Source organism: Kitasatospora sp. UYEF31, assembly GCF_057291755.1.
In genome coordinates, this window is record NZ_JBXAWK010000045.1 from 35,620 (window position 1) to 56,068 (window position 20,449).

A 20,449-nucleotide genomic window follows, 5' to 3' on the forward strand; every position below is an offset into this window, starting at 1 on the left:
CCGGGCATGACCGACGCTTTCTTACCCGGGACCGGACAGACGACCGACGGTGCCCCGCTCGCAGGCCGCAACCTCAGCATCCCCACCCCCAGGACCCGCATGAAGAACCACCCCGCCGCCCCCCGCGCCAGGATGCCCCTCGCCCTGGCGTTCCCCGCCGTGCTCGCGGTGGCTTTCCTCCTGCTGCCGCTGATCGGGATCCTCACCCGTACGTCCTGGGGCGAACTCACCCACGACCTCACCACCCCGGAGGTCCTGCAGGCGCTGCGACTGTCCCTGGAGGTCTCCTTCTGGGCGCTCGGCCTGTCCCTGCTGCTCGGCGTGCCGCTCGCGTGGCTGCTCGCCCGGGTCGACTTCCGCGGCAAGGTTTTCGTACGGTCCCTCGTCCTACTGCCGATGGTGCTGCCCCCGACCGTCGGCGGCGTAGCGCTGCTCCTCGGCTTCGGTCGCCGCGGGCTGCTCGGCCCTTGGCTGGAGGACAACTTCGGCGTCACGCTGCCGTTCCACACTTCAGGCGCCGTGCTCGCCGCGACGTTCGTGTCGATGCCGTTCCTGGTCATCAGCCTGGAGGGGGCGCTGGCCGGGCTGCGGCCCCGGTACGAGGAGACCGCCGGGTCGCTCGGCGCGTCACCGCTGCGGGTATTCCGTACGGTCACGCTGCCGATGGTCGCCCCAGGGCTCGCCGCCGGCGCGGCACTCACGTGGGCACGGGCCCTGGGCGAGTTCGGCGCGACCATCACTTTCGCGGGCAATCTCCCGGGCACCACACAGACGCTGCCGCTCCAGGTCTACTTGCTGCTCCAGAACGACCCTGAAGCGGCAACTTCGGTGTCGCTGCTGCTGCTTGCGATCGCCTTCGCCGTCCTGGTCGCCTTGCGCGGGCGCTGGACCGGCGGACCCGTGCGGGGCGGCACGGGTCCGGCGACCTGGGCGGATGAGAAGCCCCGTACACCCGATGTCAGCCCAGCCGAACCCGCGGAAACGGCTCAGCCCACCGAACGCTGGGCCCTCCAAGCCGATCTCACCGGCTTCACCAAGCTCACCCTCAACGCGGAACCAGGTACAACCATCGCCGTCGTCGGGCCCAACGGCGCGGGCAAGACCACGCTCCTGCGCGCCCTGCTCGGGCTGACCCCGCGCGCGCACGCGGAACTGCGCCTCGGCGGCCTGGACGTCACCCGGCTGCCCCCGCACCTGCGGCGGGTCGCCTGGGTGCCGCAGGACAACGCGCTGTTCCCACACCTGAACGCGCTCGCCAACACGGCGTACGGCCTGCGCGCCCAAGGCGTCGGACGCACCGCAGCCCGGGCCGAAGCACAGCACTGGCTCGACCGTCTCGGCGTCGGCCACCTCGCCCACCGCCGTCCCGCGCAGTTGTCCGGCGGGCAGGCGCAGCGCGTCGCGCTGGCCCGCGCGCTCGCCGCCCGGCCCCGGCTGCTGCTCCTCGACGAACCGCTCGCGGCACTCGACCAGACGACCAGAGCGCACGTACGGCACACGCTGCGCACCCACCTCGACGGCTTCGGCGGCGTCTGTCTGATCGTCACCCACGACCCGGTGGAGGCGGTCGCGCTCGCCGACCGGGTCCTTGTCCTGCAGGACGGCCGGACCGTCCAGGACGCCGTCCCCGCCGACGTCACCCGCCACCCGCGCTCGCCGTGGGTGGCCCGGATGCTCGGCCGCAACGCCTGGCCGGGCACCGCCACATCAGACGGGCTGGCCCCGCACGGGGCCACGACGGGTCAGCTCACCGTCGCTGAACCGCTGCCCGCCGGGGTTGAAGCGCTGGCGGTCATCCCGCCGGAAGCTGTCTCGGTGCACCGAGCCCGACCCACCGGGAGCCCCCGCAATGTCTGGCCCGGTACGGTCCGCGAGATCACCGCGGTCGGCAGTCGTCTGCGCATCCTCATCGCCTCGGACCAGGTCCCGGACATCGTCGCGGAAATCACCCCGGAGGCGGCGGTGGAACTGCGGCTGACGGACGGGAGCCCGGTCTGGGCGAGTGTGAAGGCTACGGAGACGACGCTTGTGCGGATGTGAGTGCGGTTCTGAAACACCGGGACCGGGAACTCGGTGATGCGGTTGCGCAGCTACGATCCGCATGCCTTACTCGCCGTAAGCAGCCCGGATGCGGTGCTCGCCGTAAGCGGCCTGGGCACCTGGACGCAACACTTCGGCCGGGTGCCGACACCGGCAGCCGTCCCCGTAGTCCTCATCGCCGCGGACCAGGTCCCGGACATCGTCGCGGAGATCACCCCCGAGGTGGCGGTGGAACTGCGACTTGCGGACGGGAGCCCGGTCTGGGCGAGCGTGAAAGCTACGGAGACGACGCTTGTGGAGATGTGGGGCTTACGCCTCTCCACGCCGTACGTGACGATGGCGTGGGGCTTACGCCACCCCACGCCGTACGTGACGATGGCGTGGGGCTTACGCCACCCCACGCCGTACGTAACGAAGATGTGAGGCTTAAGCCTCCACCACGCCCGACTTCGCGATGGTGACCTTCGACTTGGTCTTGCCGGAGGAGCTGCCCTGCGCCTCGATCGTCTTGACCAGGTCCAGGCCCTCGACGACCTCGCCGAACACGACGTGCTTGCCGTCGAGCCAGCCGGTCACCACGGTCGTGATGAAGAACTGCGAGCCGTTGGTGTTACGCCCGGCGTTCGCCATGCTCAGGAGGCCCGGCTTGGTGTGCTTGAGCTGGAAGTTCTCGTCCGCGAACTTCTCGCCGTAGATGCTCTTGCCACCGGTGCCGTCGCCCCGGGTGAAGTCGCCACCCTGGAGCATGAAGTCGGTGATGACCCGGTGGAAGCTGGAGCCCTCGTAGCCGAAGCCGTGCTGTCCGGTGGCCAGCTCGCGGAAGTTCTGTGCGGTCTTCGGCACTACGTCGTCGAAGAGGTTGAAGACGATGCGCCCGGCGGGGGCGTCGTCGATGGTGATGTCGAAGAATACGTTGGCGGTCATAACGATCACCATTTCATCTCCAGGGGTGACGAGCAATTCCCGGGGTGCGTTAACCGCCCGGTCGACTGTCCGGGAAACTGCGCGGGCCCGACTGTACCGGCGACTCTGATCCGTGCCCCGGGGCCGGTGACCGGGCGGGATCGAGTTCTTCAAACCGTGGGCCGACCGGCTTCGGTGTTCCCGGCCCACGGGGGCGGTGTCCGCAGCCCGCGGGCCGGCCGGCTTCAGCCGTGCCCGGCCGACGCGCCGAAACATTGACACTCACCCATCAGCCCTGCCGGACAGCCTCGATGTCCAAGCTGATCCGCACGGTCGACCCGACCGCACCTATCCCCCGGGCCAGCATGTGCTGCCAGTTCAGGGTGAACTCCTCGCGGTGCAACTCCGTGGTCGCCGCGCACGCCGCCACCGTCTGGCCCGACATGTCGTCGCCGAGGCCGCCGTAAAGGGTGTCCAACTGCACAGGGCGGGTGACGCCGCGCAGGCAGAGGGTGCCGTGCACCGTCCACTTGTCGGCGGCCCGGTGCACAAACCGGTCACCGTAGAATTCGACGTACGGGAATTCCTCGACGTCAAGGAACTCCGGTGAGCGCAAGTGCGCGTCCCGCTGCCGGTTGCCGGTGTCGATGCTGTTCGCGTCGATGACCACTCGGAGCAGCGAGCTCTCCATCCCGTCGGTGACCCGCAGGACCCCGCGGAAGGAGCCGAACCGGCCTCGGATCCTGGAAACTCCTATATGCCGTACGGAGAATCCGATGGTGGAGTGCACCGGATCGATCTGCCAGTCACCGTACGTGGGAAGTTTCGCAATCGGCGCGAGCTGCAGGATGACTTCACCAAAGGAACTGTGCTGCCCTTCGTCCACCTCGGTTTCGTGTCGCGTGCCCAGGTAACCGTCCATCGAGACCGTCGCCGCGTACCGCCCGGGTGCGACCGCTGCGACGAACGTGCCGAACGGGTCGGTGTGCCCGAAGGCCAGTCGGCGTCCGCGTGTGTCGTACACCGACACTTCCGCCCCGGGCATGGCCTGTCCGATGGGATCGAGGACCCGGCAACTCACCAGCCCCGCGCCGTCCGGCGAGGTGTACGCCCCCGCACCCGCTGAGTCGTCCCGTCTTCCACGCAGAATCCCTTTAAGCATGAGCGTCCTCCCCAGGGCCCGGACGCCGAAGGCGACACAGGTGCTCGCGTATCTGACGTGTGATCTGGTCGTTATTCGATCACTACCATTTAGTTGATGCAATGGGCTGGCGTTTCATGACTCAGAGTTACAAAACGGGCCAGGCAGAAGGCCGTACGGTTTGAGTCATGAGCAACGATCGCCTTCGGGCGCGCGGAGCATGATCGAGGGTCACGCGCCCGACGCCGACGTACAGTTCCGCATCGGATCGATCACCAAGACCTTCGTCGCGGTCCTGGTCCTCCGGCTGCGCGACGAGGGCCTGCTCGACCTCGCCGACCCACTCGGCAAGCACCTCAGGACCGCCGAGGGCGCGGACGCCACGATCGCCCAACTCCTCTCCCACACCGCCGGACTGTCAGCGGAAACAGCCCACCCGTGGTGGGAGCGCACCCCCGGCGAGCTGCGGCCTGAACTCGACGACATCTTCGCTGAGAACGCGTGGATCCATCCGGCCGGACGGCTGCACCATTACTCGAATCCGGGCTTCGCCCTGCTCGGCGCGCTTGTCGGACAGCTCCGCGGAACACCGTGGCCGGAGGTGCTGCGCAGCGAAGTCTGGAACCACTGGGGATGGCGCGTACGACGAACACCGCCCCCTCACGCTCTACGACGACGGACCCGAGGGGGCCGGGGGGTGAGCCGCAGCGACGCCGAGCGGCTGCTACGCGCCGACGGGTCGGTCATCGTCCCCGCCACGGTCGCGGGTGACGTGCTGCGCGCCCTGGTCCGCGACCTCACCGCCCGCGTGCGCGCCGACGGAGGCGAGATCACCCCCGGCGTCCGCCGACTGCTCTACGCCCTGCACACAGCCGCACAGCACGCCGACGCATTCGATTCCGCCACCGCGCCGTTCGAGTCTGCCGCTACCGGAACCGCGCCCCGCCCGTCGGGCACCGTGGCCGTGGCCGACGCCGCCGCCCTCATGGGCTGCACGCCCCGCCACGTACGCGCCCTGATCACCTCCGGCCACCTTCCCGCCGAACGCGTCGGGGCACGCGTGTGGGCCATCGACCCGGCCGCGCTCGACCACTACCGCCACCACCGAGGAGACACCGCACCATGACGACCACGACCAAGACGACCAGGACGACCGACCGGCCCAAGACCGGGGCCGCGACCGTGCAGGCCGAGCAGGAAGCGAGCGAGGCCGAGCAGTTGCTCGCCGCACTGGAGGAACGCGTACGCGACGGAGACGAACACGTAACCGCGCAACAGCTGTCCGACGCACGGCAGTTGGGGAGGTTCGCCAAGCTGCGCGCCGAGGCCGCCCGCCGCAAGGCCGACCGCGCCGCCTCCGATGCCGCCGCACAGCAGCGCGCCGCACACCTCGACCAGGCCGCCGCCATGACCGCCCCCGGCGGACCACTCGACACAGGCGCCCTCGCCGCCACGTACGCCACCGCGCGCGACGCGGTCCGCGCCTTCATCACCGCATCCGAGACCTTTAACGCCGCCATCGAACAGGCCGCGCGGCTGCTCGCCGCCGCCGACGTGCCCGACAGCAGCGGGGGCGAACACCCGGCCCTCGGCGCCATGGCCCGTTGGGGCACGCGCACGCTCCGCCTCGCCGACGGAACAGCGCTCACCGCCACCGGGTCGGGGCTGCACCTCGCCGTCCTGCTCGACGACCTCGACCGCGAGTTCCGCGAGATCCCGACCGGCGACTTTCAACCGCCGTTCGCCCGCACGCCGATCACCGAGCAGGCAGCGCGCGGACGCGACGCGCGTCCGCAACTGCACATCCTCGCCGCCAAGCCGAACGGAGACACGCAGTGACCACCCGCGAGCACATCACCGACGACAACCAAGCCGAGGCCACCGCGCGCCCGAGCGCCGAGCCGGGCGGCTACGCGTCGCCCGCCTACCACCGTTGGGCCGAGCAGGTCGAGCGAGCGGCGCGCCCGCCGGCCGACACGTTCGCCCTGCCGACCACCGCGGCCGAGCTGGACGCCATGAGCTACGCCGACCGCGTCCGCGTCCACACCACCGACCACGCCCTGTACGACCGCCTCACCGGCCGTACTGCCGCATGAAGCCCCGCCCCCGCCGCCACAGAGGAGGACGCGCCCGACGGGCCGCCCGCCGCCCACCTCGCCGAGATCGAAGCCATGCGCCGCTACGCCGAAACGCACAGCCTGCACCCCGCCACCGCCCCAGCCACCGACGCGCCCCGCCTGCGCACCTACTGAACTCCCCGCGCTTCGAGAGGACTTGACTGCCCATGTTCACGCTCACCGGCCCGAACCACATCGACGCAAACGCCGCCGTGCACCAGCTCAGCGAGACACGCAAGACCGAGCTTGCCGAGGTACGCCGCCGCCTGTCCGACGCCCTCACCGCCGCCCACACCTTCCGAGACCCCGACCTGACCGGCGAAGCCAGCAACCGGCGCCGTGCCGACATGGCACGCGCCGCCCGCGAGCAGGCCGCCGCCGACCTCGACACCCTGCACGCGCTGCGCGCCGAACTGCCCACCTACCTCGCCGCCCGGCACACCAAGCCGCACGGCATAGCCGCCGCCGACTTCACCGAGCCGGACCCGGCGCGCGTCGTGCACACGGTCGAGCGCGCCCTCGCCGACCGCCTGCCCGCCGAGCAGGGGGCCGCACTGCGCGCCCGCCTCAACCTCGACGCCCTCGAACCGGGCCTGCGCGAAACCCTCGCCGGACTGCGCCGCGAAGTCGACGGCACCGCCGACGCGGGCAACGCCCTACGCTCCGCCGTCGCCGCCCGCCTCGCCGACCAGCAGGCCGCCCCGCTCCCCGCCACGTAGGCACCGACCGGGCCCACCGAGCCGGGGACGACGAAACCCCGCCCGGAACGTGTCCGGACGGGGCAGGGGTCGGCAGAGAGTCAGCCGCGCGGCGGGGCGGTCTCAGCAGGCAGGGGGCCGGGGGTGAGGTGAGGTGCACAGTCGGGGCAGGCGTACAAGGTCACCCCGGGGCCGCTCGTGCTCTCTATCCACCGGACCGAGACAGGGGCATGGGTGATCCGGTGACAGCCACAGCAGAGCGCGAACCGAATGGGCGGAACGGTCGGGAACCAATCGTCGGCGGTCATGCGGTCGCACCCACGGCCGCGAAGTGATCCCCGGGATACCGGTACGGGTATTCGACACCGCGCGCCGCGAACTCGACCGCCCACCGCCGTTCCTTCTGCACGCGGGTGAGTTGCAGCGTGGATTCCGCCCGGAAGATCTCCCGGACTTCCTCCGCACTCGGACCGGTCCACGGCTTGAGCCACGGACTGACCAGGGCGGGCGCCGGTTCCGGCACGAAGGTGGCGCGGTGCTTCCCCTTGGCGGGGAACAGCAGCGCGAGAAGGCGCACAAGGTGCGCGATAAAGTCGGTCACGTTCGTCAGCTCCTATAAGGCTGATGGGCCACGCCCCCGGACGTTCGCCGCGTCGCGGGGGTCTGTCATGGGCCGACATTAGACCTACCTGTAAAAGCCTGTAAAGGCTTGTATGAGCCTGTCAGAGAGTGCCGCTCTGGCATCAGCCGGATACCGTCGGCTCATGGAGTACGGGCCAGATGACCAGGTGGAGCGCGACGCGCCCGACGCACCGTTTCAGCAACTCGCAGGGATCTTGCGGGCACGCGTGAAGCGGGGCGACTGGAAACCCAATCGGGCCATTCCCAGCGAGAACGCCCTCGCGGACGAATACGGGCTGTCCCGCCCGACCGTCCGCCGCGCGATTGCCGCACTCGCCGACGAAGGACTCGTGTACGCGCTGCCGGGGCGCGGCACGTACGTTGCCGAGCAAGGACCGGAAGCCCCAACCCCGAGCGCGTAAGAAGAGCCCCGTCCGTCCGCCACGGGGGAACGACGGACGGGACGACATGGGGGTTGTCAGCTGATGGCTACGCCCATGTGAGGCGTTGCCCGTCGGGGCAGACGTGCAGCCGCATTCGGTCAGCAGTCGGTCGCCCGTCCGCCTGCCATTGTGTGACGCGTTCGGCGATCTGATCCCACAAGCGCGCCGCGCCGCCCTGCCGGACCATCCACCGCGCGCCGTCCCGGAAGACGACTGCCCACGATCCGGCGTCCACGTCCATCACGACGTGTTCTGTCCGGCCGTCCCGTTCGAGCGTGAGGCGCTGCGCGCGGGGCGTGGCGAACTGCGCGACGAATCGGGCCGTCCAGTCGTCGAGCACGTCCGCGCCAAATTCCGTGGCCACGGCATCGCCCTCGCTGAGGTTCGGCAGCATCCCGAACGGTGGCGGAAGGTGGGGGCGGGCCAGCATGAACGAGACCTGTCCGCCGAGAACCGGGCCGCTGGCCGTGCCGTCGTCGGCGACCGTGAGCCGTACGAGTTCGGATGCGTGCATCCATCCGCCGACCGTGACCAGGACCTCACCGCCGGGCCGGGTCTGCGCGAGCCAGTCGGCCGGCACCGTGTGAACGCCGCACGTCGCGATCACGCGGTCATACGGGCCGCCTTCCTTGTAGCCCGCCAGGCCGTCACAGACCACGCGGGAAGGCCAGTACCCGGCGCCCCCGAGCGCCATCCCTGCGCGGGCGGACACCTCCGCGTCCACCTCGACCGTGGTCACGTTGTCCTCACCGACGACATGGCAGAGCAGCGCGGTTGAGTAGCCCGTGCCCGTGCCGATCTCAAGGACGCGCGTTCCCTCAGTGGCCCGCAGGTCTTCGAGCATCCGCACGACGAGCCCCGGCAGGGTGGACGACGACGAGGGAGCCGCCGCGATGCGCCCCTCGACCTGGTCGGGGAAGACGCCACCGGCTACCTGCGTCACGAGGGTGTCGTCTTCGTAGATCCGCCCGAGTCCGGCCACGTCGTGCCCGGATACAGGCCGGTACCAGCCGCCGTCTTCGTACTCGAACCAGCCACGCGAGAGGAACGCCTCGCGAGGCACGGCCAGAACGGCCGCTTCCCATTCCGGGCTGCGCAGTGCACCGGACTTGGTCAGGTGCCGCGCGAGGTCGGCCCGTAGGTGTTCCGAGGGCAGGGGGTCAGTCATGATGGCTCGCTCCGTTCTCCAACAGGTCTGCGATTGCGCGGGTGACCGGCAGTCCGGCCGCCTCTTCGAGCCACGCCCATTGACCGTTCGGGTTGCACTCCAAGAACCACCATGCGCCGTCGGCGGTCACGGCGAAGTCGAAGGCTCCGAAGTTCAGCCCGAAACCGGCGAGGAACCGCACCAGCGTCCCGCGAATCTCCTCCGGACAGGCCACGGGTTCATAGGCGAGGCTCTGATACTCCGCTCTCCAGTCCACGACCCCGGGCGGCGCGGTAATCAGAGCGCTGAACACCTGCTCGCCGACGACGACCGCGCGCACGTCCGCCACCTTGGGCACCTGAGCTTGGAACAGGTGCGCGCTGTAGCTCACCGCGCCATCGATCTCTCCAGCCTCGACCGGAGCGGCCCAGATTCCGGCGGGCTCTCCCCCGACGTCATACGCCCCGGCGTGCAAGGGCTTGTAGATGGCCGCCTGCTCGGCGCAGAACGCCTTGGCCTCCATCGGATCGTTCGTGACCAGGGTGGCCGGAACCGTGAGCCCTACCCGGGTCGCAACGTCCAACTGCGCGGGCTTGTACTCCGCCCGCGCAATGGCCTGCGGATGGCTCAGGTACAGACACCCCGGAAGCGCGCCCAGCACCCCGCCCAGTCCCCGCCGGTTCTCCTGAGCAGCGAACCGGGCCGCCTGCTCGCCGCTGTCCGTCGGGTGGACGTTCGGGCGACGGTGGTACAGGGCGCGCACAGCGGATAAGTCGGCCGCCCGCTCCCCGACAGTGAGCCGTCCGCCCCATCCGCCCGGCCCGAGACGCGCAGCGAGCACCGACGGGGCCGGAAAGTCCCGCCCAGGGTCGAAGCGCAGGACGGGCACCCGGCGCCGGTTCAACTCCGCGATGACCAGATCAGCGGTTGCGTCCTCATCCTGCGTGCAGACCAGCACCGGGCGTCCGTCCATGGCGCTACCCCTAGTCCTGCGTCGCGTCGTGGCCGGAGTCGGCGTCTACCTTGCCGTCCTTCCCGACCTGCGTCGGCGGGTAGGTGTTCACGCTCGTACCGTGCTTGCCGAGTTCGGCCGGGGTCATCGCGCCGTCCTCCCCGACCCATCGGCCGGTCTGCGTGGCCGAATCAAGGCCCGCGTACCGCCAGGGCGAGGGGGAGCCGTTGCGCAGCGGAGCCATACGGCGCAGCCCCCACGGGGCCTGCGCCGTCGTCTGCGTACCTGCGGTGCTTGTCTGCAAGTCTCCTCCTTGATCACTTCGTACAGTGGATGTGGTGCAGGACCCGCCCCGGCAGGCGCTCGACCTGTCCAAGGGTTGCGGGCGGATGATCCGCCGGGGCGGGAGTCTTCGGGCGACGCTGCCCGCTCGGTGCAACCTCACGGCGGTTGACGGGTCGCGGCCACGACGATCACGGCGAGGATGCCGCCAACACTGCTGAGCACAAACACCCCGCCCCAGAACGAGCCGTCGGCCGTGACCCTCCACCCGCGTAAGCGCGTCATGCGCGCACCCGCCGGACACACGCCGGTTCGAGTCCGAGCGGAGTACCGGCCGAGGGCTCCATGACTGCGTAGTCGGCAAAGTTCCGGCGGTAGCGCGTGTGCCGGGTCTCCTGCGTGTGCCTGCGCTGCCACTCCTCGACTTCCGCCGGGTCGTGCAGCACACCGGACTCAGCGCCGCACTCGGACTCGTCACCCGAGACGCAACGCGCCGCGTACTCCGGCTCCGCGGTCGCGTCCTGCGCGATCGAGAAGGGCACGTACCGGAATGTCCGCCGGGTCATCCGCGGTGCTCCCGTCTCTGGTGCTGACGCATCAACACGTTGGCGTCGGTTTCTTTACTGCCGTCGAAATGAGCACGTGCGGACTCGCGTTGTCCGGCGAGCTCGGCGCAGGTCGTACAACCCGGGACGGGAACGGGCGGACGGCTCGTGTCGTGCTCCGGCCCGGTCACAAAGTCCGCCCCGCGCGATCGTTGGCCGCCTTCACTCCGGCACTCAGACGCTCCGCCGGGGTCGCACGTCGGATCTGTACCGGATCGGCCTGCCACTCGCAGCCCCCGCCCATCGGGCGCAGCAGCGCGTACGGCCCAGCCTTGCCCCGGTACTCGCCCACCTTGCGCGCCGCCGGGTCGTAAACAAGCGTTCCCGGCTCGGGGAGCTGTCCCCCCGGCATCTGATACATCATGCTGCCCACTCCGTACGCCTCTTGTGTTCGCCCCGTTCGGGCGGTCAACCACGTTGGGTAAGTACAGAGTTGCCCTGCGCGCGTATGGTCGATAGGTAGCCGGGGTTGACATCGACAGAAGTCAACGGAAGGGAGTGCGCCCGTGGCATATGCAGATGAGATTGACCCTTCGGACTCCGTTCTTTCGTTCTACGCGACGGACCTGAGACGCCATCGGGAGCGGGCCGGAATCTCCCAACGGGAACTTGCCAAGCGGGCACACATGGCCCCGTCGCTACTCAACAAGATCGAAGCGGCGAAACGGCTACCAACCAGGGAACTGTCTGAACTCTGCGACGAGACCTTTGGGACGATTGATCACTTTCAACGTCTTTAGCCGCTGGTCATCAAGTACGCGTACCCGGCCTGGTTCCGGCCGTTCGTCGAGCTTGAAGAGGCGGCAACCGTCGTATGGTCCTTCCAGGTGCAGGTAGCTCCCGGCCTGCTACAGACGGAGGACTACGCGCGGGCAGTGCTTTCGGCCGGCCGTCCGAACGTGGACCGCGTTGGCGAACTGGTGACTGCTCGCCTTGAGCGGCAACGCATCCTCACAAGGGACACCCCGCCCGAACTGTGGATCGTCCTTGACGAAAACGTACTGCGCCGCCGGGTCGGCAGCTCAGAGACGATGCGCGCTCAGCTTGAGCGGCTGATCACCGCCTCTGAGACCCCCAGCAACGTGATTCAGGTCGTGCCCTACGACGCCGGGGCACACGCGGGGGTCGGCGGGCCGTTCGCCGCACTCACGCTTGACGAGGGGCCGGATGTCGTCTACGTCGACGGGTTTCTACAAGGGCAGATCCTCGCGCAACCGGCAGACGTCCAGGAAGCCATGCGCACCTATGATCTGCTCACAGCCGTTGCCGTGTCCCCCGCCCGGTCGATCGACATGATTGCCCATGCTTTGAAGGAACTGAGGTCATGATCAGCGCAAGTAGCCTGCCCGACGCGGTATGGCGCAAGTCCAGCTACAGCAGCAACAACGGGGGTGACTGCATTGAGGTTGCCGAAAACTTCCCCGACGCCGTCCCCGTTCGTGACTCCAAGGCCCCTCACGGTCCGGCGCTCATCTTTGAGTCGGTCGCGTGGTCGTCGTTCGTCACTGCTGTACAGGGCGGGGAGTTCCCCGCCTGAGCCCGCAGCAGACTCCCGAGTGACCGGCCCTCGCCGAACGGCGGGGGCCGTTGTCGTGGCGGAAGGCCGAGCGGTAGCCACGCGCCACGTCCCGACTGACCTGCCCGTGTGAACCACGACGGGGCGCGTCAGTGCCGAGGGGTTGACGGGAAGGGTTAGCAACGCCGAGCTTCCGGGGCCGCGTCGGGAAGTTGCCGAGGTCGCGCAGTTCGTCGAGGAACTTCTTGCGCAGCGGGCTGGCCGTCGCAACCGGTCCCGCGTACTTCGCGTCCTCGACCCAGGCCCAGAGCAGTTGCTGGGCCGCGGGGCTCCGGATCAGGTCGGCCTGCTTGGGCAGACCGGGCTTGCCGGGCGTCAACTCCTCGAAGAAGTACGCCATCTGCTGGAGGATCAGCGGAATCCAGGCACCGTTGTGCGGGGTGTCGTAGGACAGGTACGTCGCGGTCTGGTGGTCCTCACGCTCGCGCTCCATCGTGCAGAGCGCGTAGCGGGTGATCATGCCGCCCATGCTCACCCCGCCGACGGTGAGCGGCGCGTTGCCCTCCCTGCGCGTGATGGCCTCGCGGATGCAGCTCTTCGCGACTCCGGCGTTGGCCTGAATGTACGTGTGCCGCTTGTCGAAGCCGAGCAGCACGACGTCGAGCCCGGCGGCGAGCAACTGGTCGAGGAAACAGTCCCCACCCGGACCGTAGGGCGCGTTGAGGAAGGCCTACAGCGCCGCCATGTCGCTCGGACCGTAGTTGAACCCGTCGGCGAAGATGAACGGGTTGACCAGGCCCTTGTGGCCGGCGCCGTAGAAGACCGCGGCCTTCCCGGTGGCGAACTCACCCTCGTACGGCCGGTCGGCGGCGAGCTGCCACTCAGCGTCGGGCCGGTGTCCGCGGCCGGTTTGGTGGCGAACATGACCTCCTGGGAGATCGTGTTCGCGAGCTCGGCCCGCTGCGCCGCGGACGCCGTCTCCTGGCCCGACTTGAGACTAGTTTCAACGTCGATTCTGGCTTCCGCCACGACATCTCCCTTTCAGTCAAGGCACGTTCACGACCAACCGCCGTCACGCACCGGGCACTGTGATTCTCTGACAACGAGAGCACCACGGGTGCACAGGTCTCCCCCGCGCACCTCTGTTCCCTCGCAGTCAAAAACCCTATCGAGACGATCACTAAGCGTATATACGACATTGCTTCCCGTAAGCAAATGGCCGGATTGCAGCCGCGCGCGCAAATCGCCGCACTGGCATCAGCAGAGTCCACAGGGGAGTTCGACCCGACACGTCCCACTACGTTCAGCGACCGAATGATCGACGAGCCTCCGCGACGGTCTCCAGACGGGGACCCCAGGGGCGGCTCCAGCAAAACAGGACACCGGTGCGACGCAAGGTACTGGCGCGGCGACGCTCCGGCGACGCACGGTAAAACCCCGCCCTCCGGGGTGTCGCAGGTCCAAATGCCGTCCACCGTCGCGATCATGCATAAATGACCTTTTACCGTACGGAACACCCCACGCGACTGCGCACTGCGGTGTCGGCGACGCTATTGACCGCCGTACTGTTCGCCGCCTGCTGCGCCCAGCAGCAGGCCACCGCCGCTGCCTCCGTCTCCGCCTCCGCCTCCGCCTCCGCCTCCGCTTCCGATGCCCAGGAGTCGACCGTACGACGTGGCATCGAAACCCGGACCCTCCACCTGAAGCCCACGTCGCACACCATGCCCACGATCCGCACCGTGATCCACGATGAGCGGGAACTCGCCCGCTTCCCCGGCTGGTTCGCCGCCCTCGACCCGGCGACGGCACGCGGCCTCACTCTGAAGACCGACTTCGCGAAGAACGTCCTGGTCGGCTGGGTGGAGAACACCGGCTGCGCCACGGCCACGGGAGCGTCGCTGCACCACGCGGGGGGCAACCTGACGCTGCGGGTCACCGCGCCGAAGCCGCCGCCGGAGTGCCTGGTCGCGAACCAGGTGGCTGTGGTGTTCGAGGTGCCGAAGAAGGAGGTCCCCGTACACCCGACGTTCGGACCGCAGAAGGTGCAGCCGAACGCCGCCGGCCCCGGCACCACGGTCGCGTTCGCTCACCAGGATGTGCTTTCGCTGCCCGCCGGTCAGCCGGAGAGCGCCGAAGTCACCCGGCAGGACCAGCTCGACGCGTTTCTTTCCCGGCTGCCGCGTGCCGGTGCCGATTCCGTACGCCAGCAGGTGGCGGCCCATCCGATGCGGAGCGACGAGCAGCGGTTCGCGTACGTATTGACTGGCTGTCAGCCCGACGGCGCGGAGCTGCTGATCAGCCCGGACGGCCGGATGTCGGGCGTACTGACCGGGGACGAGAATATTCGGTGCTTCCGCCCGGAGTTCTTCGTTGCCGTATTCACAGTCCCGTCGAACCTGATCCCGCACGCTGCGAGCTGAGGTCCCGGACCGGAGAACACCAACTCATCCGGCTTGCACGGATTCTGGCGCACCCCTACTGTTCCCCCTCGATGCTCCTGTTTTATAGGGTGCGCGCATGGGACCACTGAAGCCGAGCCCGTACGAACTCGCCCTGGGTCTGGTGCTCTTCGCGTTCCTCTTCATCGTGTGCGCGAAGATCATCCTGCCTCGGGTGGTCAAGATCCTCGAAGAGCGGGCCGACGCCATCGACGGCGGCATGCAGCGCGCGGCGGCTCTCGACAATGAGGTCTCCGAGGCCTACACCGCCTTCAAAAAGGAAATATCAGACGCCCGCCGCGCAACCGGCCGAGCCCGACAAGAAGGCATCGACCAGGGCAACGCCCTGCTCGCCGCGATCCGGGCGGAGGGCCAGCGCGAGCACAACGCCATCATCGCCGCCGCCCATCTGCAGATCGAAACAGACCGCGTGATCGCCGAAGCGGTGCTGCGCGGGCACCTCGCCGCCCTGGCTACGGAACTCGCGGGCCGCATCGTCGGGGAGTCGGTCGCGGACCTTGCGCGGAACTCGGATGTGGCGGACCGGTTCTTCGCGGAACTGGACGCTGTCGCGTCACTGGACACCGTCGCGTCACTGGACACCGTCGCGTCACTGGACACCGTCGCGTCGGCTGACAAGGACGCGGACGCTGAGCGGTAGTCGCGGATCACAGGCTGAGGTTGCCGTCCGAAGCAAGGCGTCGCCGGAGCGGTGCCGGTGCGGGCCCGGGTAGGACACGCGGTGAGTTCCCCGGCGAACCCGAATTGGCCGCGGGACATGCCGTACCTGATCAAACGGTTGCGCAGAGAGCGTGAGACTGCCCCGCTGGTGGACCAGGTCCTCTACGACAGGGCGATCACCGCGGCTGACAACTACACGCGAGCGCATACCGCGGTGGAATGCGCGTACGCGTGGGACCAAGTGCTGGGACCCGTCGATGAGTTGCTGGTGCGACACCAGACGCGGCACCAGGATGAAGTCCGCCGGGCCCGGGCCGGGCGAAGCTGACCGTGCCACCGGATTCAGCCGGAACTGGCCAAGACGATTCGACGCGGGCGGGAGCAGAGGAACATGCGTCGGTTGCGGTTCACGCGCAGGAACACGGTGCTCATGGTCACTGTCCTGAGCGTGCTCGCCATAATCGCCGGGATCTCCTTGAACGCTGCCTTCGATGCGGGCAGTCCCGACACCACAAAGATCCGTACGGACACCGCGCCGCTACAGCGGCGGTTCCTCGCCGTCGGGCAACTGTCCGACCCGCACTGGCTCGGATACAACCTGGTCGAGTCCGGCGGCCGGGTGTCGGTTCCAGGTCCGTCGGATGTCCGGGTCGTCGGTGTCGCCCGACTGCCGGCCGGCACCGTCGCGTCGACTGTCGCGCTGACTGAACACAACTTCACACCATCCAGTCCGGCGAACGTGCCAAAGGAACTGGTCGGCTTTCTGCCCCCGGGCGCGCAGTGGATGAGTAGTGCGCACTACGACGCGAGCGTCACCGGTTCCCGCTACAGCGGCAGGTTCTATCTGGACCCCAGGTCAGACAGCATCTACTTCGACACGGTCGATCCCATAGTCATAGGCGGCCCGGTCCCGACGAATTCATGAATCAGCTCGTTGCTTCCTCAGGTGCTGCCGCTCCCAGTGCCGCCCGCCCGCGCATCCGCCGGGTGCGGATCTCCGTGCCGACCTCCCAGATACGTGGTCGGATTCGCTCCGCTGGAAGTTCATCGGCCAGGACCTCTCGACGTGCCGTCTGTGCGGCGGACACCCTGCGGCGGAAGTCGTGGAAGATCTGCATTTCCAGTTCCCGGCGGTCATCCAGTTCCGCGTAGGCCATCGGGTGCTTCTGGTCCACCGTGAGCGAGCCGACCGCCACCGCCCACTGGCACAGCTCCCGGGGATCCGCAGTCAGGACGATCAGTCCGTGCTGCGCGTCCGCACGGGTCAGGCGTTTGTGGTGATCCCAGGCGTACGGGTTGTGCTTCTCGAATTGCTGCCGCGCCCACCACGCCTTCCCCTCCGCCACGGCGGCGTCCAGGCCGTGGGTCTGGAACCGGACCGTACCGTCCGAAGGCCGTGTGGTGAGCGGGAGTTCGCGGCGCAGCGCGCGCACGGACCGGCTCCCGAACCGGGTGATGTCCGACGGTACGACAACGACGGGCAGCGGGGGTTCCGCTTCGAAGGGTGTCGGGTTCAGGAACGGGCGGTCGATCACCAGCAGGGTGTTGGGGGTCTTCTGGTAGGCCAATCCCCAGAGCAACCGCGCGAACAGCCGTGCCCCGGCCTGGTCCGACAGGATGTGCTGGGTGTCGTGGTAGTCGTTCGTGCTGAACCGTACGGCCGTATCGGGTCGAAGCCCCAGCACCGAATAGCGGTGCCCGTCCAGGTGTATGTCCCTGCGGTGCAGTTTGAGTTTGTCGCCGACGTGGTGTGCGGCATCCGGCCGGGCGTGTTTGTTGATGTCCCCTCCCACTGTGGTGTGTGAGGACAGTTGTGCCACGGTGCGGCCCCGGTTGTCGATGGAATATCGGGGCCCGCGCGTCGACCATGCTCGAATCGCGGTGGATCCCCCACCTCGGTCAACGACGTTTCGAGCATGACCGACCGCGCACGCGAAGAGGTCAGCGGGCGGCCAGCAGCCCCGCTGTCTGGTCGAGCGTCCGCTTGTGGGAGATGACGGACGCGAGCCGGGCGAGTTCGAGGGTCGCCGTGTCACCCCGGATGCGGGACAGCGAAACCACAGCGGCCGAAGCCACTTTGGGGCTGCGCGGGCCCACTCCCTTGACCTTCTCCAAGGAGACCACGACCAGTCGGCCCAGCGTGCTGACGCTCCCGGAGTGCGGCGGCAGCAAGCCGAGCATCGAGGTCAGCCCCCGAAGGGCAACGGCGTTGTACGGGTCGTAGAGCGCGTTGACGTCCGGAGTCGCGCGCGTCACCCGGAGCCTGACCGGGCGCGGCCGTCCCGCGAGGGCCAGCCAGGGCAACAACCCCGCCCGTACGGAGCCGATCCCGATCTCGTTGATGACCTCGTGCGCCAGGTGGTCCCACCGCTTTGTGGGGCGGGCGGCCGTGGCGGTGAACGCGTGCCGGAGCAGGCGCAGCCAAGCCTCGTCGAGTCGGTGCAGGTCGGCCAGGGCGCGGTCGGCCCAGGGCTCGCCGGGGTTGAGGGGTAGTTCAGTGAGCTCACCTGCGAGCTTGACCAGGGCGGGGTTGTGCCGCCAGTCGCGGTAGGCGCAGCGGCGCACCATGGCCACCACGGGGGTTGCCAGGGGCCGCCCCGCGGTGAGTTCGGCGTGCAGGAGGACGAGCATCCAGTCGGGTCGGGGGAACCTCCAGAACTGGCTCTGTTCCTCCAGGAACGCCTGGCGTTCGTCGGCGAGCAGGTCGCCCGGGCCGGTCGCCGCCACGAGGTGCAGTGTGGTGAGGGGGTGCTGGGTTGACTTGAGGTGTTCGTCGGCCAGGGCGTGGGCGAGCCGCAGCCGGTCGTCGCCGGCCAGGTCCTGCACCAGCGTGAGCATGTCTTCGGTGCGGAGTGAACCGGCTGCGGACGCCCGGATGAGCGCGTTGGCCAGGGCTACGGGATCGTGCTGCTCAGCGAGTTCGTGGATGGCTGTCGTCTGCACGTTCAGGGATGTGTACGTCACCGATGCCATAGCGAGAACGCTACGGCGGCGCACTGACAGTGTCTCTGATGCAAGGGTGCTGGATGTCGGAATCCGACACCCAACACGCTTTGATCAACGCGGGTTCCGGGCGCGACACGAGGTGCTGAACGAGGTGTACCGCGCCGGGATGGTGTCCGGGCTGGTGGAGTGGGTTGGCCGGGCGGCGGGAGCGTTGCCGGGTTCCGAACGCCAGGGTCCAGCGCGGGTGGCCCGGCTATATTCCATGCGTGGACAAAGATCTCGGGCAACTCCTTTCGGGGCGCTACCGGTTGAGCCGGCTGCTTGGCCAAGGCGGCATGGGCGCCGTCTGGCATGCCCACGATGAGCAGTTGGGGCGGGATGTCGCCGTCAAGGAGTTGCGGCTGCCCGACCATCTGGGCGAGCCCGAGCGGCAGAACTGGATCGCGCGGCTCGACCGCGAGGCCCGTGCCGCCGCACGGCTGAAGCATCCGGGCATCATCACCGTTCATGACCGGATATCCGGCCCCGACGGACGGCCCTGGATCGTCATGGAGTTGGTGACCGGCGGGTCCCTGGCCGACCTCATCGAGGCACAGGGCGCGCTCACCCCCGAGCGGACCGCCGACGTCGGGCGGCAAGTGGCGGCTGCGCTCGGTGCCGCGCACCGGATGGGGATCACTCACCGGGACATCAAGCCCGCCAACATCCTTCTCGAAGAGGACCGGGTCGTCCTGACCGACTTCGGGATCGCCGCCCTTGAGGGAGACGCCACCCTCACCGCCACCGGAATGATCATGGGCACGCCCGCGTTCATGGCGCCCGAACAGGTCCGGGGCCTGCCCGCGACGGCCGCGTCCGACCTCTGGTCCCTGGGTGCGACGCTGTACGCCGCTGTGGAGGGCCGCACCCCGTTCGCCGGAACGACCCCGAGCGCGGTCCTGGTCGCCGTCGTGACGGAGCCGCCGATTCCGGCCGTACGGGCGGGGGCGCTCGGCCCCGTACTGGACGGACTGCTGAACAAGGATCCGGCCGCGCGCCTGACCATGGATCAGCTGCAAGCCCAGCTGAACGGCTCCGCAGCACCAACTCCCGCCATGGCAGCACCCGTTGCACTCACATCTCCCACGAAGCCGATGTGGAGCCCCGCCGTGCGGCAGGCCGCGGCGGGACCCGGCATCAGGCCGGGGCCCGCACCGCGCCGACGTTTCTCACCGTATGCCAAGCTGGGCGCGATGGGACTGGCAATCGCGCTGGTCATGAGTGTCGGGTACATCCTCACCTCGCAGGGTGGCGACAACAGCACGTACAAGGCCAACCGGAGTGTGGCCGACGCCTTGGCCGTCCCCACGGGCTTCTCCCGGCCGACCACGACCCCCATCAACGGAGACTGGGCACAAGTGACGTACACGTGGCCGGACCCGTGCGTCGATCACTGCGCCACCCAGGTCGCCCTGGTCCAAGAGTGGATGAGACAGCAGGCGGGCGTAGCCCGGGTCAACATCGTCGATACCGAACTCGGCGTCTGCCTCAGCGCCGAGTACGGCTGCCAGATCTTTATCGATCGGGTGCCGTCGCACAAAGACCCGACCCTTCAGCTCGCCGCAGTCCAGATGAAGGGCAACCAGCTGTCCTTCCAGGTCGACGTGGGCCGATAACCGCCGGCCACTCTCCTTGAGAGGGCGTTTACCCAGGAAAAGACCCATGTGAGGCTTTTACCTCTGCTCCAGCTTGTGCTGTATGCCTGATTAGTTGAACTTGTCCTAACCTGCGGCGGGAGGACGCCTGTCCGTCTCCGGTGGTTTTGCGTCCGAAGATCCGTCTGGTTTGAAAATGTCATAGACCCGCCGGATGACCCATAGTCCTGGTGTTCCTCGGGGTACTCGTGTAAACGCAGGGCCATGAATGAACGCAGGACGTAC

Annotated in this window: 26 protein-coding genes; 15 read left to right on the forward strand and 11 right to left on the reverse strand. The window is 68.6% G+C overall.

Annotation, left to right across the window (positions count from 1 at the left end; all coding sequences use genetic code 11):
• The first annotated feature begins 99 nt into the window (after positions 1–99).
• Positions 100–2,040, forward strand: coding sequence for an ABC transporter permease (locus AC0Z36_RS21275; protein ID WP_485464601.1), 1,941 nt, complete (start codon positions 100–102; stop codon positions 2,038–2,040).
• Between the two features lie 93 nt (positions 2,041–2,133).
• Positions 2,134–2,463, forward strand: a complete 330-nt coding sequence (locus AC0Z36_RS21280) for a TOBE domain-containing protein (RefSeq protein ID WP_485464575.1) — start codon at positions 2,134–2,136, stop codon at positions 2,461–2,463.
• Positions 2,464–2,466: 3 nt separating this feature from the next.
• Here the strand turns inward: AC0Z36_RS21280 and AC0Z36_RS21285 are convergent, their stop codons facing one another.
• Both AC0Z36_RS21285 and AC0Z36_RS21290 read right to left on the reverse strand, forming a co-directional pair.
• Complete coding sequence (locus tag AC0Z36_RS21285) at positions 2,467–2,964, reverse strand: peptidylprolyl isomerase (protein WP_485464576.1); 498 nt, start codon at positions 2,962–2,964, stop codon at positions 2,467–2,469.
• A gap of 268 nt (positions 2,965–3,232) precedes the next feature.
• Positions 3,233–4,105 carry a YceI family protein gene (locus AC0Z36_RS21290; RefSeq protein WP_485464577.1) on the reverse strand — a complete coding sequence of 291 codons (873 nt, stop codon included), beginning with the start codon at positions 4,103–4,105 and terminating at the stop codon, positions 3,233–3,235.
• A gap of 199 nt (positions 4,106–4,304) precedes the next feature.
• On the opposite strand from AC0Z36_RS21290, the gene AC0Z36_RS21295 reads away from it, so the two are divergent.
• The 4 genes from AC0Z36_RS21295 to AC0Z36_RS21310 all read left to right on the forward strand — a co-directional run bounded on the left by AC0Z36_RS21295 (position 4,305) and on the right by AC0Z36_RS21310 (position 6,920).
• Positions 4,305–5,210 (forward strand): serine hydrolase, encoded by a 906-nt coding sequence (locus AC0Z36_RS21295; RefSeq protein ID WP_485464578.1) that lies wholly within the window; start codon positions 4,305–4,307, stop codon positions 5,208–5,210.
• On the forward strand, positions 5,207–5,923 hold the full coding sequence (locus AC0Z36_RS21300; RefSeq protein ID WP_485464579.1) for a hypothetical protein: 717 nt from the start codon (positions 5,207–5,209) through the stop codon (positions 5,921–5,923). The genes AC0Z36_RS21295 and AC0Z36_RS21300 overlap by 4 nt, the downstream gene beginning before the upstream one ends.
• On the forward strand, positions 5,920–6,180 hold the full coding sequence (locus AC0Z36_RS21305) for a hypothetical protein (RefSeq protein ID WP_485464580.1): 261 nt from the start codon (positions 5,920–5,922) through the stop codon (positions 6,178–6,180). Before AC0Z36_RS21300 ends, AC0Z36_RS21305 begins: the two co-directional genes overlap by 4 nt.
• A gap of 188 nt (positions 6,181–6,368) precedes the next feature.
• Positions 6,369–6,920, forward strand: a complete 552-nt coding sequence (locus tag AC0Z36_RS21310; protein ID WP_485464581.1) for a hypothetical protein — start codon at positions 6,369–6,371, stop codon at positions 6,918–6,920.
• Positions 6,921–7,203: 283 nt separating this feature from the next.
• On the opposite strand, the gene AC0Z36_RS21315 is transcribed toward AC0Z36_RS21310, so the two are convergent.
• Positions 7,204–7,500, reverse strand: coding sequence for a hypothetical protein (locus tag AC0Z36_RS21315; RefSeq protein ID WP_485464582.1), 297 nt, complete (start codon positions 7,498–7,500; stop codon positions 7,204–7,206).
• 163 nt (positions 7,501–7,663) lie between these two features.
• Between AC0Z36_RS21315 and AC0Z36_RS21320 the strand changes: the two genes are divergently transcribed.
• A complete protein-coding gene (locus tag AC0Z36_RS21320) occupies positions 7,664–7,942 on the forward strand; it encodes a GntR family transcriptional regulator (protein ID WP_485464583.1) in 279 nt (92 codons plus the stop codon).
• A 67-nt stretch (positions 7,943–8,009) separates the two neighbouring features.
• Here AC0Z36_RS21320 and tgmC read toward each other — a convergent pair whose 3' ends face one another.
• From tgmC to AC0Z36_RS21345, 5 genes are all read right to left on the reverse strand, one after another.
• On the reverse strand, positions 8,010–9,131 hold the full coding sequence (gene tgmC, locus AC0Z36_RS21325) for an ATP-grasp peptide maturase system methyltransferase (protein WP_485464584.1): 1,122 nt from the start codon (positions 9,129–9,131) through the stop codon (positions 8,010–8,012).
• Positions 9,124–10,083 carry an ATP-grasp ribosomal peptide maturase gene (gene tgmB, locus AC0Z36_RS21330; RefSeq protein WP_485464585.1) on the reverse strand — a complete coding sequence of 320 codons (960 nt, stop codon included), beginning with the start codon at positions 10,081–10,083 and terminating at the stop codon, positions 9,124–9,126. Before tgmB ends, tgmC begins: the two co-directional genes overlap by 8 nt.
• A 10-nt stretch (positions 10,084–10,093) precedes the next feature.
• On the reverse strand, positions 10,094–10,366 hold the full coding sequence (tgmA, locus tag AC0Z36_RS21335) for a putative ATP-grasp-modified RiPP (protein ID WP_485464586.1): 273 nt from the start codon (positions 10,364–10,366) through the stop codon (positions 10,094–10,096).
• A 259-nt stretch (positions 10,367–10,625) separates the two neighbouring features.
• On the reverse strand, positions 10,626–10,910 hold the full coding sequence (locus AC0Z36_RS21340; protein WP_485464587.1) for a DUF7848 domain-containing protein: 285 nt from the start codon (positions 10,908–10,910) through the stop codon (positions 10,626–10,628).
• A 166-nt stretch (positions 10,911–11,076) separates the two neighbouring features.
• Complete coding sequence (locus tag AC0Z36_RS21345; RefSeq protein ID WP_485464588.1) at positions 11,077–11,301, reverse strand: hypothetical protein; 225 nt, start codon at positions 11,299–11,301, stop codon at positions 11,077–11,079.
• 154 nt (positions 11,302–11,455) lie between these two features.
• On the opposite strand from AC0Z36_RS21345, the gene AC0Z36_RS21350 reads away from it, so the two are divergent.
• The 3 genes from AC0Z36_RS21350 to AC0Z36_RS21360 all read left to right on the forward strand — a co-directional run bounded on the left by AC0Z36_RS21350 (position 11,456) and on the right by AC0Z36_RS21360 (position 12,486).
• Positions 11,456–11,689 carry a helix-turn-helix domain-containing protein gene (locus AC0Z36_RS21350; RefSeq protein ID WP_485464589.1) on the forward strand — a complete coding sequence of 78 codons (234 nt, stop codon included), beginning with the start codon at positions 11,456–11,458 and terminating at the stop codon, positions 11,687–11,689.
• A gap of 87 nt (positions 11,690–11,776) precedes the next feature.
• Positions 11,777–12,277 carry a DUF5753 domain-containing protein gene (locus tag AC0Z36_RS21355; protein ID WP_485464590.1) on the forward strand — a complete coding sequence of 167 codons (501 nt, stop codon included), beginning with the start codon at positions 11,777–11,779 and terminating at the stop codon, positions 12,275–12,277.
• On the forward strand, positions 12,274–12,486 hold the full coding sequence (locus tag AC0Z36_RS21360) for a DUF397 domain-containing protein (protein WP_485464591.1): 213 nt from the start codon (positions 12,274–12,276) through the stop codon (positions 12,484–12,486). Before AC0Z36_RS21355 ends, AC0Z36_RS21360 begins: the two co-directional genes overlap by 4 nt.
• Here AC0Z36_RS21360 and AC0Z36_RS21365 read toward each other — a convergent pair.
• Positions 12,452–13,144 (reverse strand): hypothetical protein, encoded by a 693-nt coding sequence (locus AC0Z36_RS21365; protein ID WP_485464592.1) that lies wholly within the window; start codon positions 13,142–13,144, stop codon positions 12,452–12,454. The genes AC0Z36_RS21360 and AC0Z36_RS21365 overlap by 35 nt on opposite strands.
• 814 nt (positions 13,145–13,958) lie before the next feature.
• Between AC0Z36_RS21365 and AC0Z36_RS21370 the strand changes: the two genes are divergently transcribed.
• The 4 genes from AC0Z36_RS21370 (at position 13,959) to AC0Z36_RS21385 (ending at position 16,509) form a co-directional block, all read left to right on the forward strand.
• Entirely contained in the window at positions 13,959–14,885 is a 927-nt protein-coding gene (locus AC0Z36_RS21370) for a hypothetical protein (protein WP_485464593.1), read from the forward strand.
• Between the two features lie 97 nt (positions 14,886–14,982).
• Positions 14,983–15,564: a F0F1 ATP synthase subunit B family protein gene (locus AC0Z36_RS21375; RefSeq protein ID WP_485464594.1), complete on the forward strand. Its 582-nt coding sequence runs from the start codon at positions 14,983–14,985 to the stop codon at positions 15,562–15,564.
• Positions 15,565–15,645: 81 nt separating this feature from the next.
• On the forward strand, positions 15,646–15,912 hold the full coding sequence (locus AC0Z36_RS21380) for a hypothetical protein (RefSeq protein ID WP_485464595.1): 267 nt from the start codon (positions 15,646–15,648) through the stop codon (positions 15,910–15,912).
• 102 nt (positions 15,913–16,014) lie between these two features.
• The gene (locus AC0Z36_RS21385; RefSeq protein WP_485464596.1) at positions 16,015–16,509 is read left to right on the forward strand and encodes a hypothetical protein; all 495 of its coding nucleotides are present in this window, start codon (positions 16,015–16,017) and stop codon (positions 16,507–16,509) included.
• 1 nt (position 16,510) lies between these two features.
• Here the strand turns inward: AC0Z36_RS21385 and AC0Z36_RS21390 are convergent, their stop codons facing one another.
• Both AC0Z36_RS21390 and AC0Z36_RS21395 read right to left on the reverse strand, forming a co-directional pair.
• Entirely contained in the window at positions 16,511–17,404 is an 894-nt protein-coding gene (locus AC0Z36_RS21390; protein WP_485464597.1) for a hypothetical protein, read from the reverse strand.
• A 121-nt stretch (positions 17,405–17,525) separates the two neighbouring features.
• The gene (locus AC0Z36_RS21395; protein ID WP_485464598.1) at positions 17,526–18,557 is read right to left on the reverse strand and encodes a hypothetical protein; all 1,032 of its coding nucleotides are present in this window, start codon (positions 18,555–18,557) and stop codon (positions 17,526–17,528) included.
• A gap of 239 nt (positions 18,558–18,796) precedes the next feature.
• Between AC0Z36_RS21395 and AC0Z36_RS21400 the strand changes: the two genes are divergently transcribed.
• Positions 18,797–20,185, forward strand: a complete 1,389-nt coding sequence (locus AC0Z36_RS21400; protein WP_485464599.1) for a protein kinase domain-containing protein — start codon at positions 18,797–18,799, stop codon at positions 20,183–20,185.
• Positions 20,186–20,449: the final 264 nt, after the last annotated feature.

What these genes read in the sequence shown, in the direction of transcription:
- AC0Z36_RS21295 (WP_485464578.1), top strand. Translation starts at nt 4,305, where the DNA reads ATGATCGAGGGTCACGCGCCCGACGCCGACGTACAGTTCCGCATCGGA.
- AC0Z36_RS21395 (WP_485464598.1), bottom strand. Translation starts at nt 18,557, where the DNA reads ATGGCATCGGTGACGTACACATCCCTGAACGTGCAGACGACAGCCATC.
- AC0Z36_RS21310 (WP_485464581.1), top strand. Translation starts at nt 6,369, where the DNA reads ATGTTCACGCTCACCGGCCCGAACCACATCGACGCAAACGCCGCCGTG.
- AC0Z36_RS21360 (WP_485464591.1), top strand. Translation starts at nt 12,274, where the DNA reads ATGATCAGCGCAAGTAGCCTGCCCGACGCGGTATGGCGCAAGTCCAGC.
- AC0Z36_RS21290 (WP_485464577.1), bottom strand. Translation starts at nt 4,105, where the DNA reads ATGCTTAAAGGGATTCTGCGTGGAAGACGGGACGACTCAGCGGGTGCG.
- tgmB (WP_485464585.1), bottom strand. Translation starts at nt 10,083, where the DNA reads ATGGACGGACGCCCGGTGCTGGTCTGCACGCAGGATGAGGACGCAACC.
- AC0Z36_RS21340 (WP_485464587.1), bottom strand. Translation starts at nt 10,910, where the DNA reads ATGACCCGGCGGACATTCCGGTACGTGCCCTTCTCGATCGCGCAGGAC.
- AC0Z36_RS21300 (WP_485464579.1), top strand. Translation starts at nt 5,207, where the DNA reads ATGACGACCACGACCAAGACGACCAGGACGACCGACCGGCCCAAGACC.
- AC0Z36_RS21320 (WP_485464583.1), top strand. Translation starts at nt 7,664, where the DNA reads ATGGAGTACGGGCCAGATGACCAGGTGGAGCGCGACGCGCCCGACGCA.
- AC0Z36_RS21345 (WP_485464588.1), bottom strand. Translation starts at nt 11,301, where the DNA reads ATGCCGGGGGGACAGCTCCCCGAGCCGGGAACGCTTGTTTACGACCCG.
- AC0Z36_RS21375 (WP_485464594.1), top strand. Translation starts at nt 14,983, where the DNA reads ATGGGACCACTGAAGCCGAGCCCGTACGAACTCGCCCTGGGTCTGGTG.
- AC0Z36_RS21370 (WP_485464593.1), top strand. Translation starts at nt 13,959, where the DNA reads ATGACCTTTTACCGTACGGAACACCCCACGCGACTGCGCACTGCGGTG.
- AC0Z36_RS21275 (WP_485464601.1), top strand. Translation starts at nt 100, where the DNA reads ATGAAGAACCACCCCGCCGCCCCCCGCGCCAGGATGCCCCTCGCCCTG.
- AC0Z36_RS21285 (WP_485464576.1), bottom strand. Translation starts at nt 2,964, where the DNA reads ATGACCGCCAACGTATTCTTCGACATCACCATCGACGACGCCCCCGCC.
- AC0Z36_RS21385 (WP_485464596.1), top strand. Translation starts at nt 16,015, where the DNA reads ATGGTCACTGTCCTGAGCGTGCTCGCCATAATCGCCGGGATCTCCTTG.
- tgmC (WP_485464584.1), bottom strand. Translation starts at nt 9,131, where the DNA reads ATGACTGACCCCCTGCCCTCGGAACACCTACGGGCCGACCTCGCGCGG.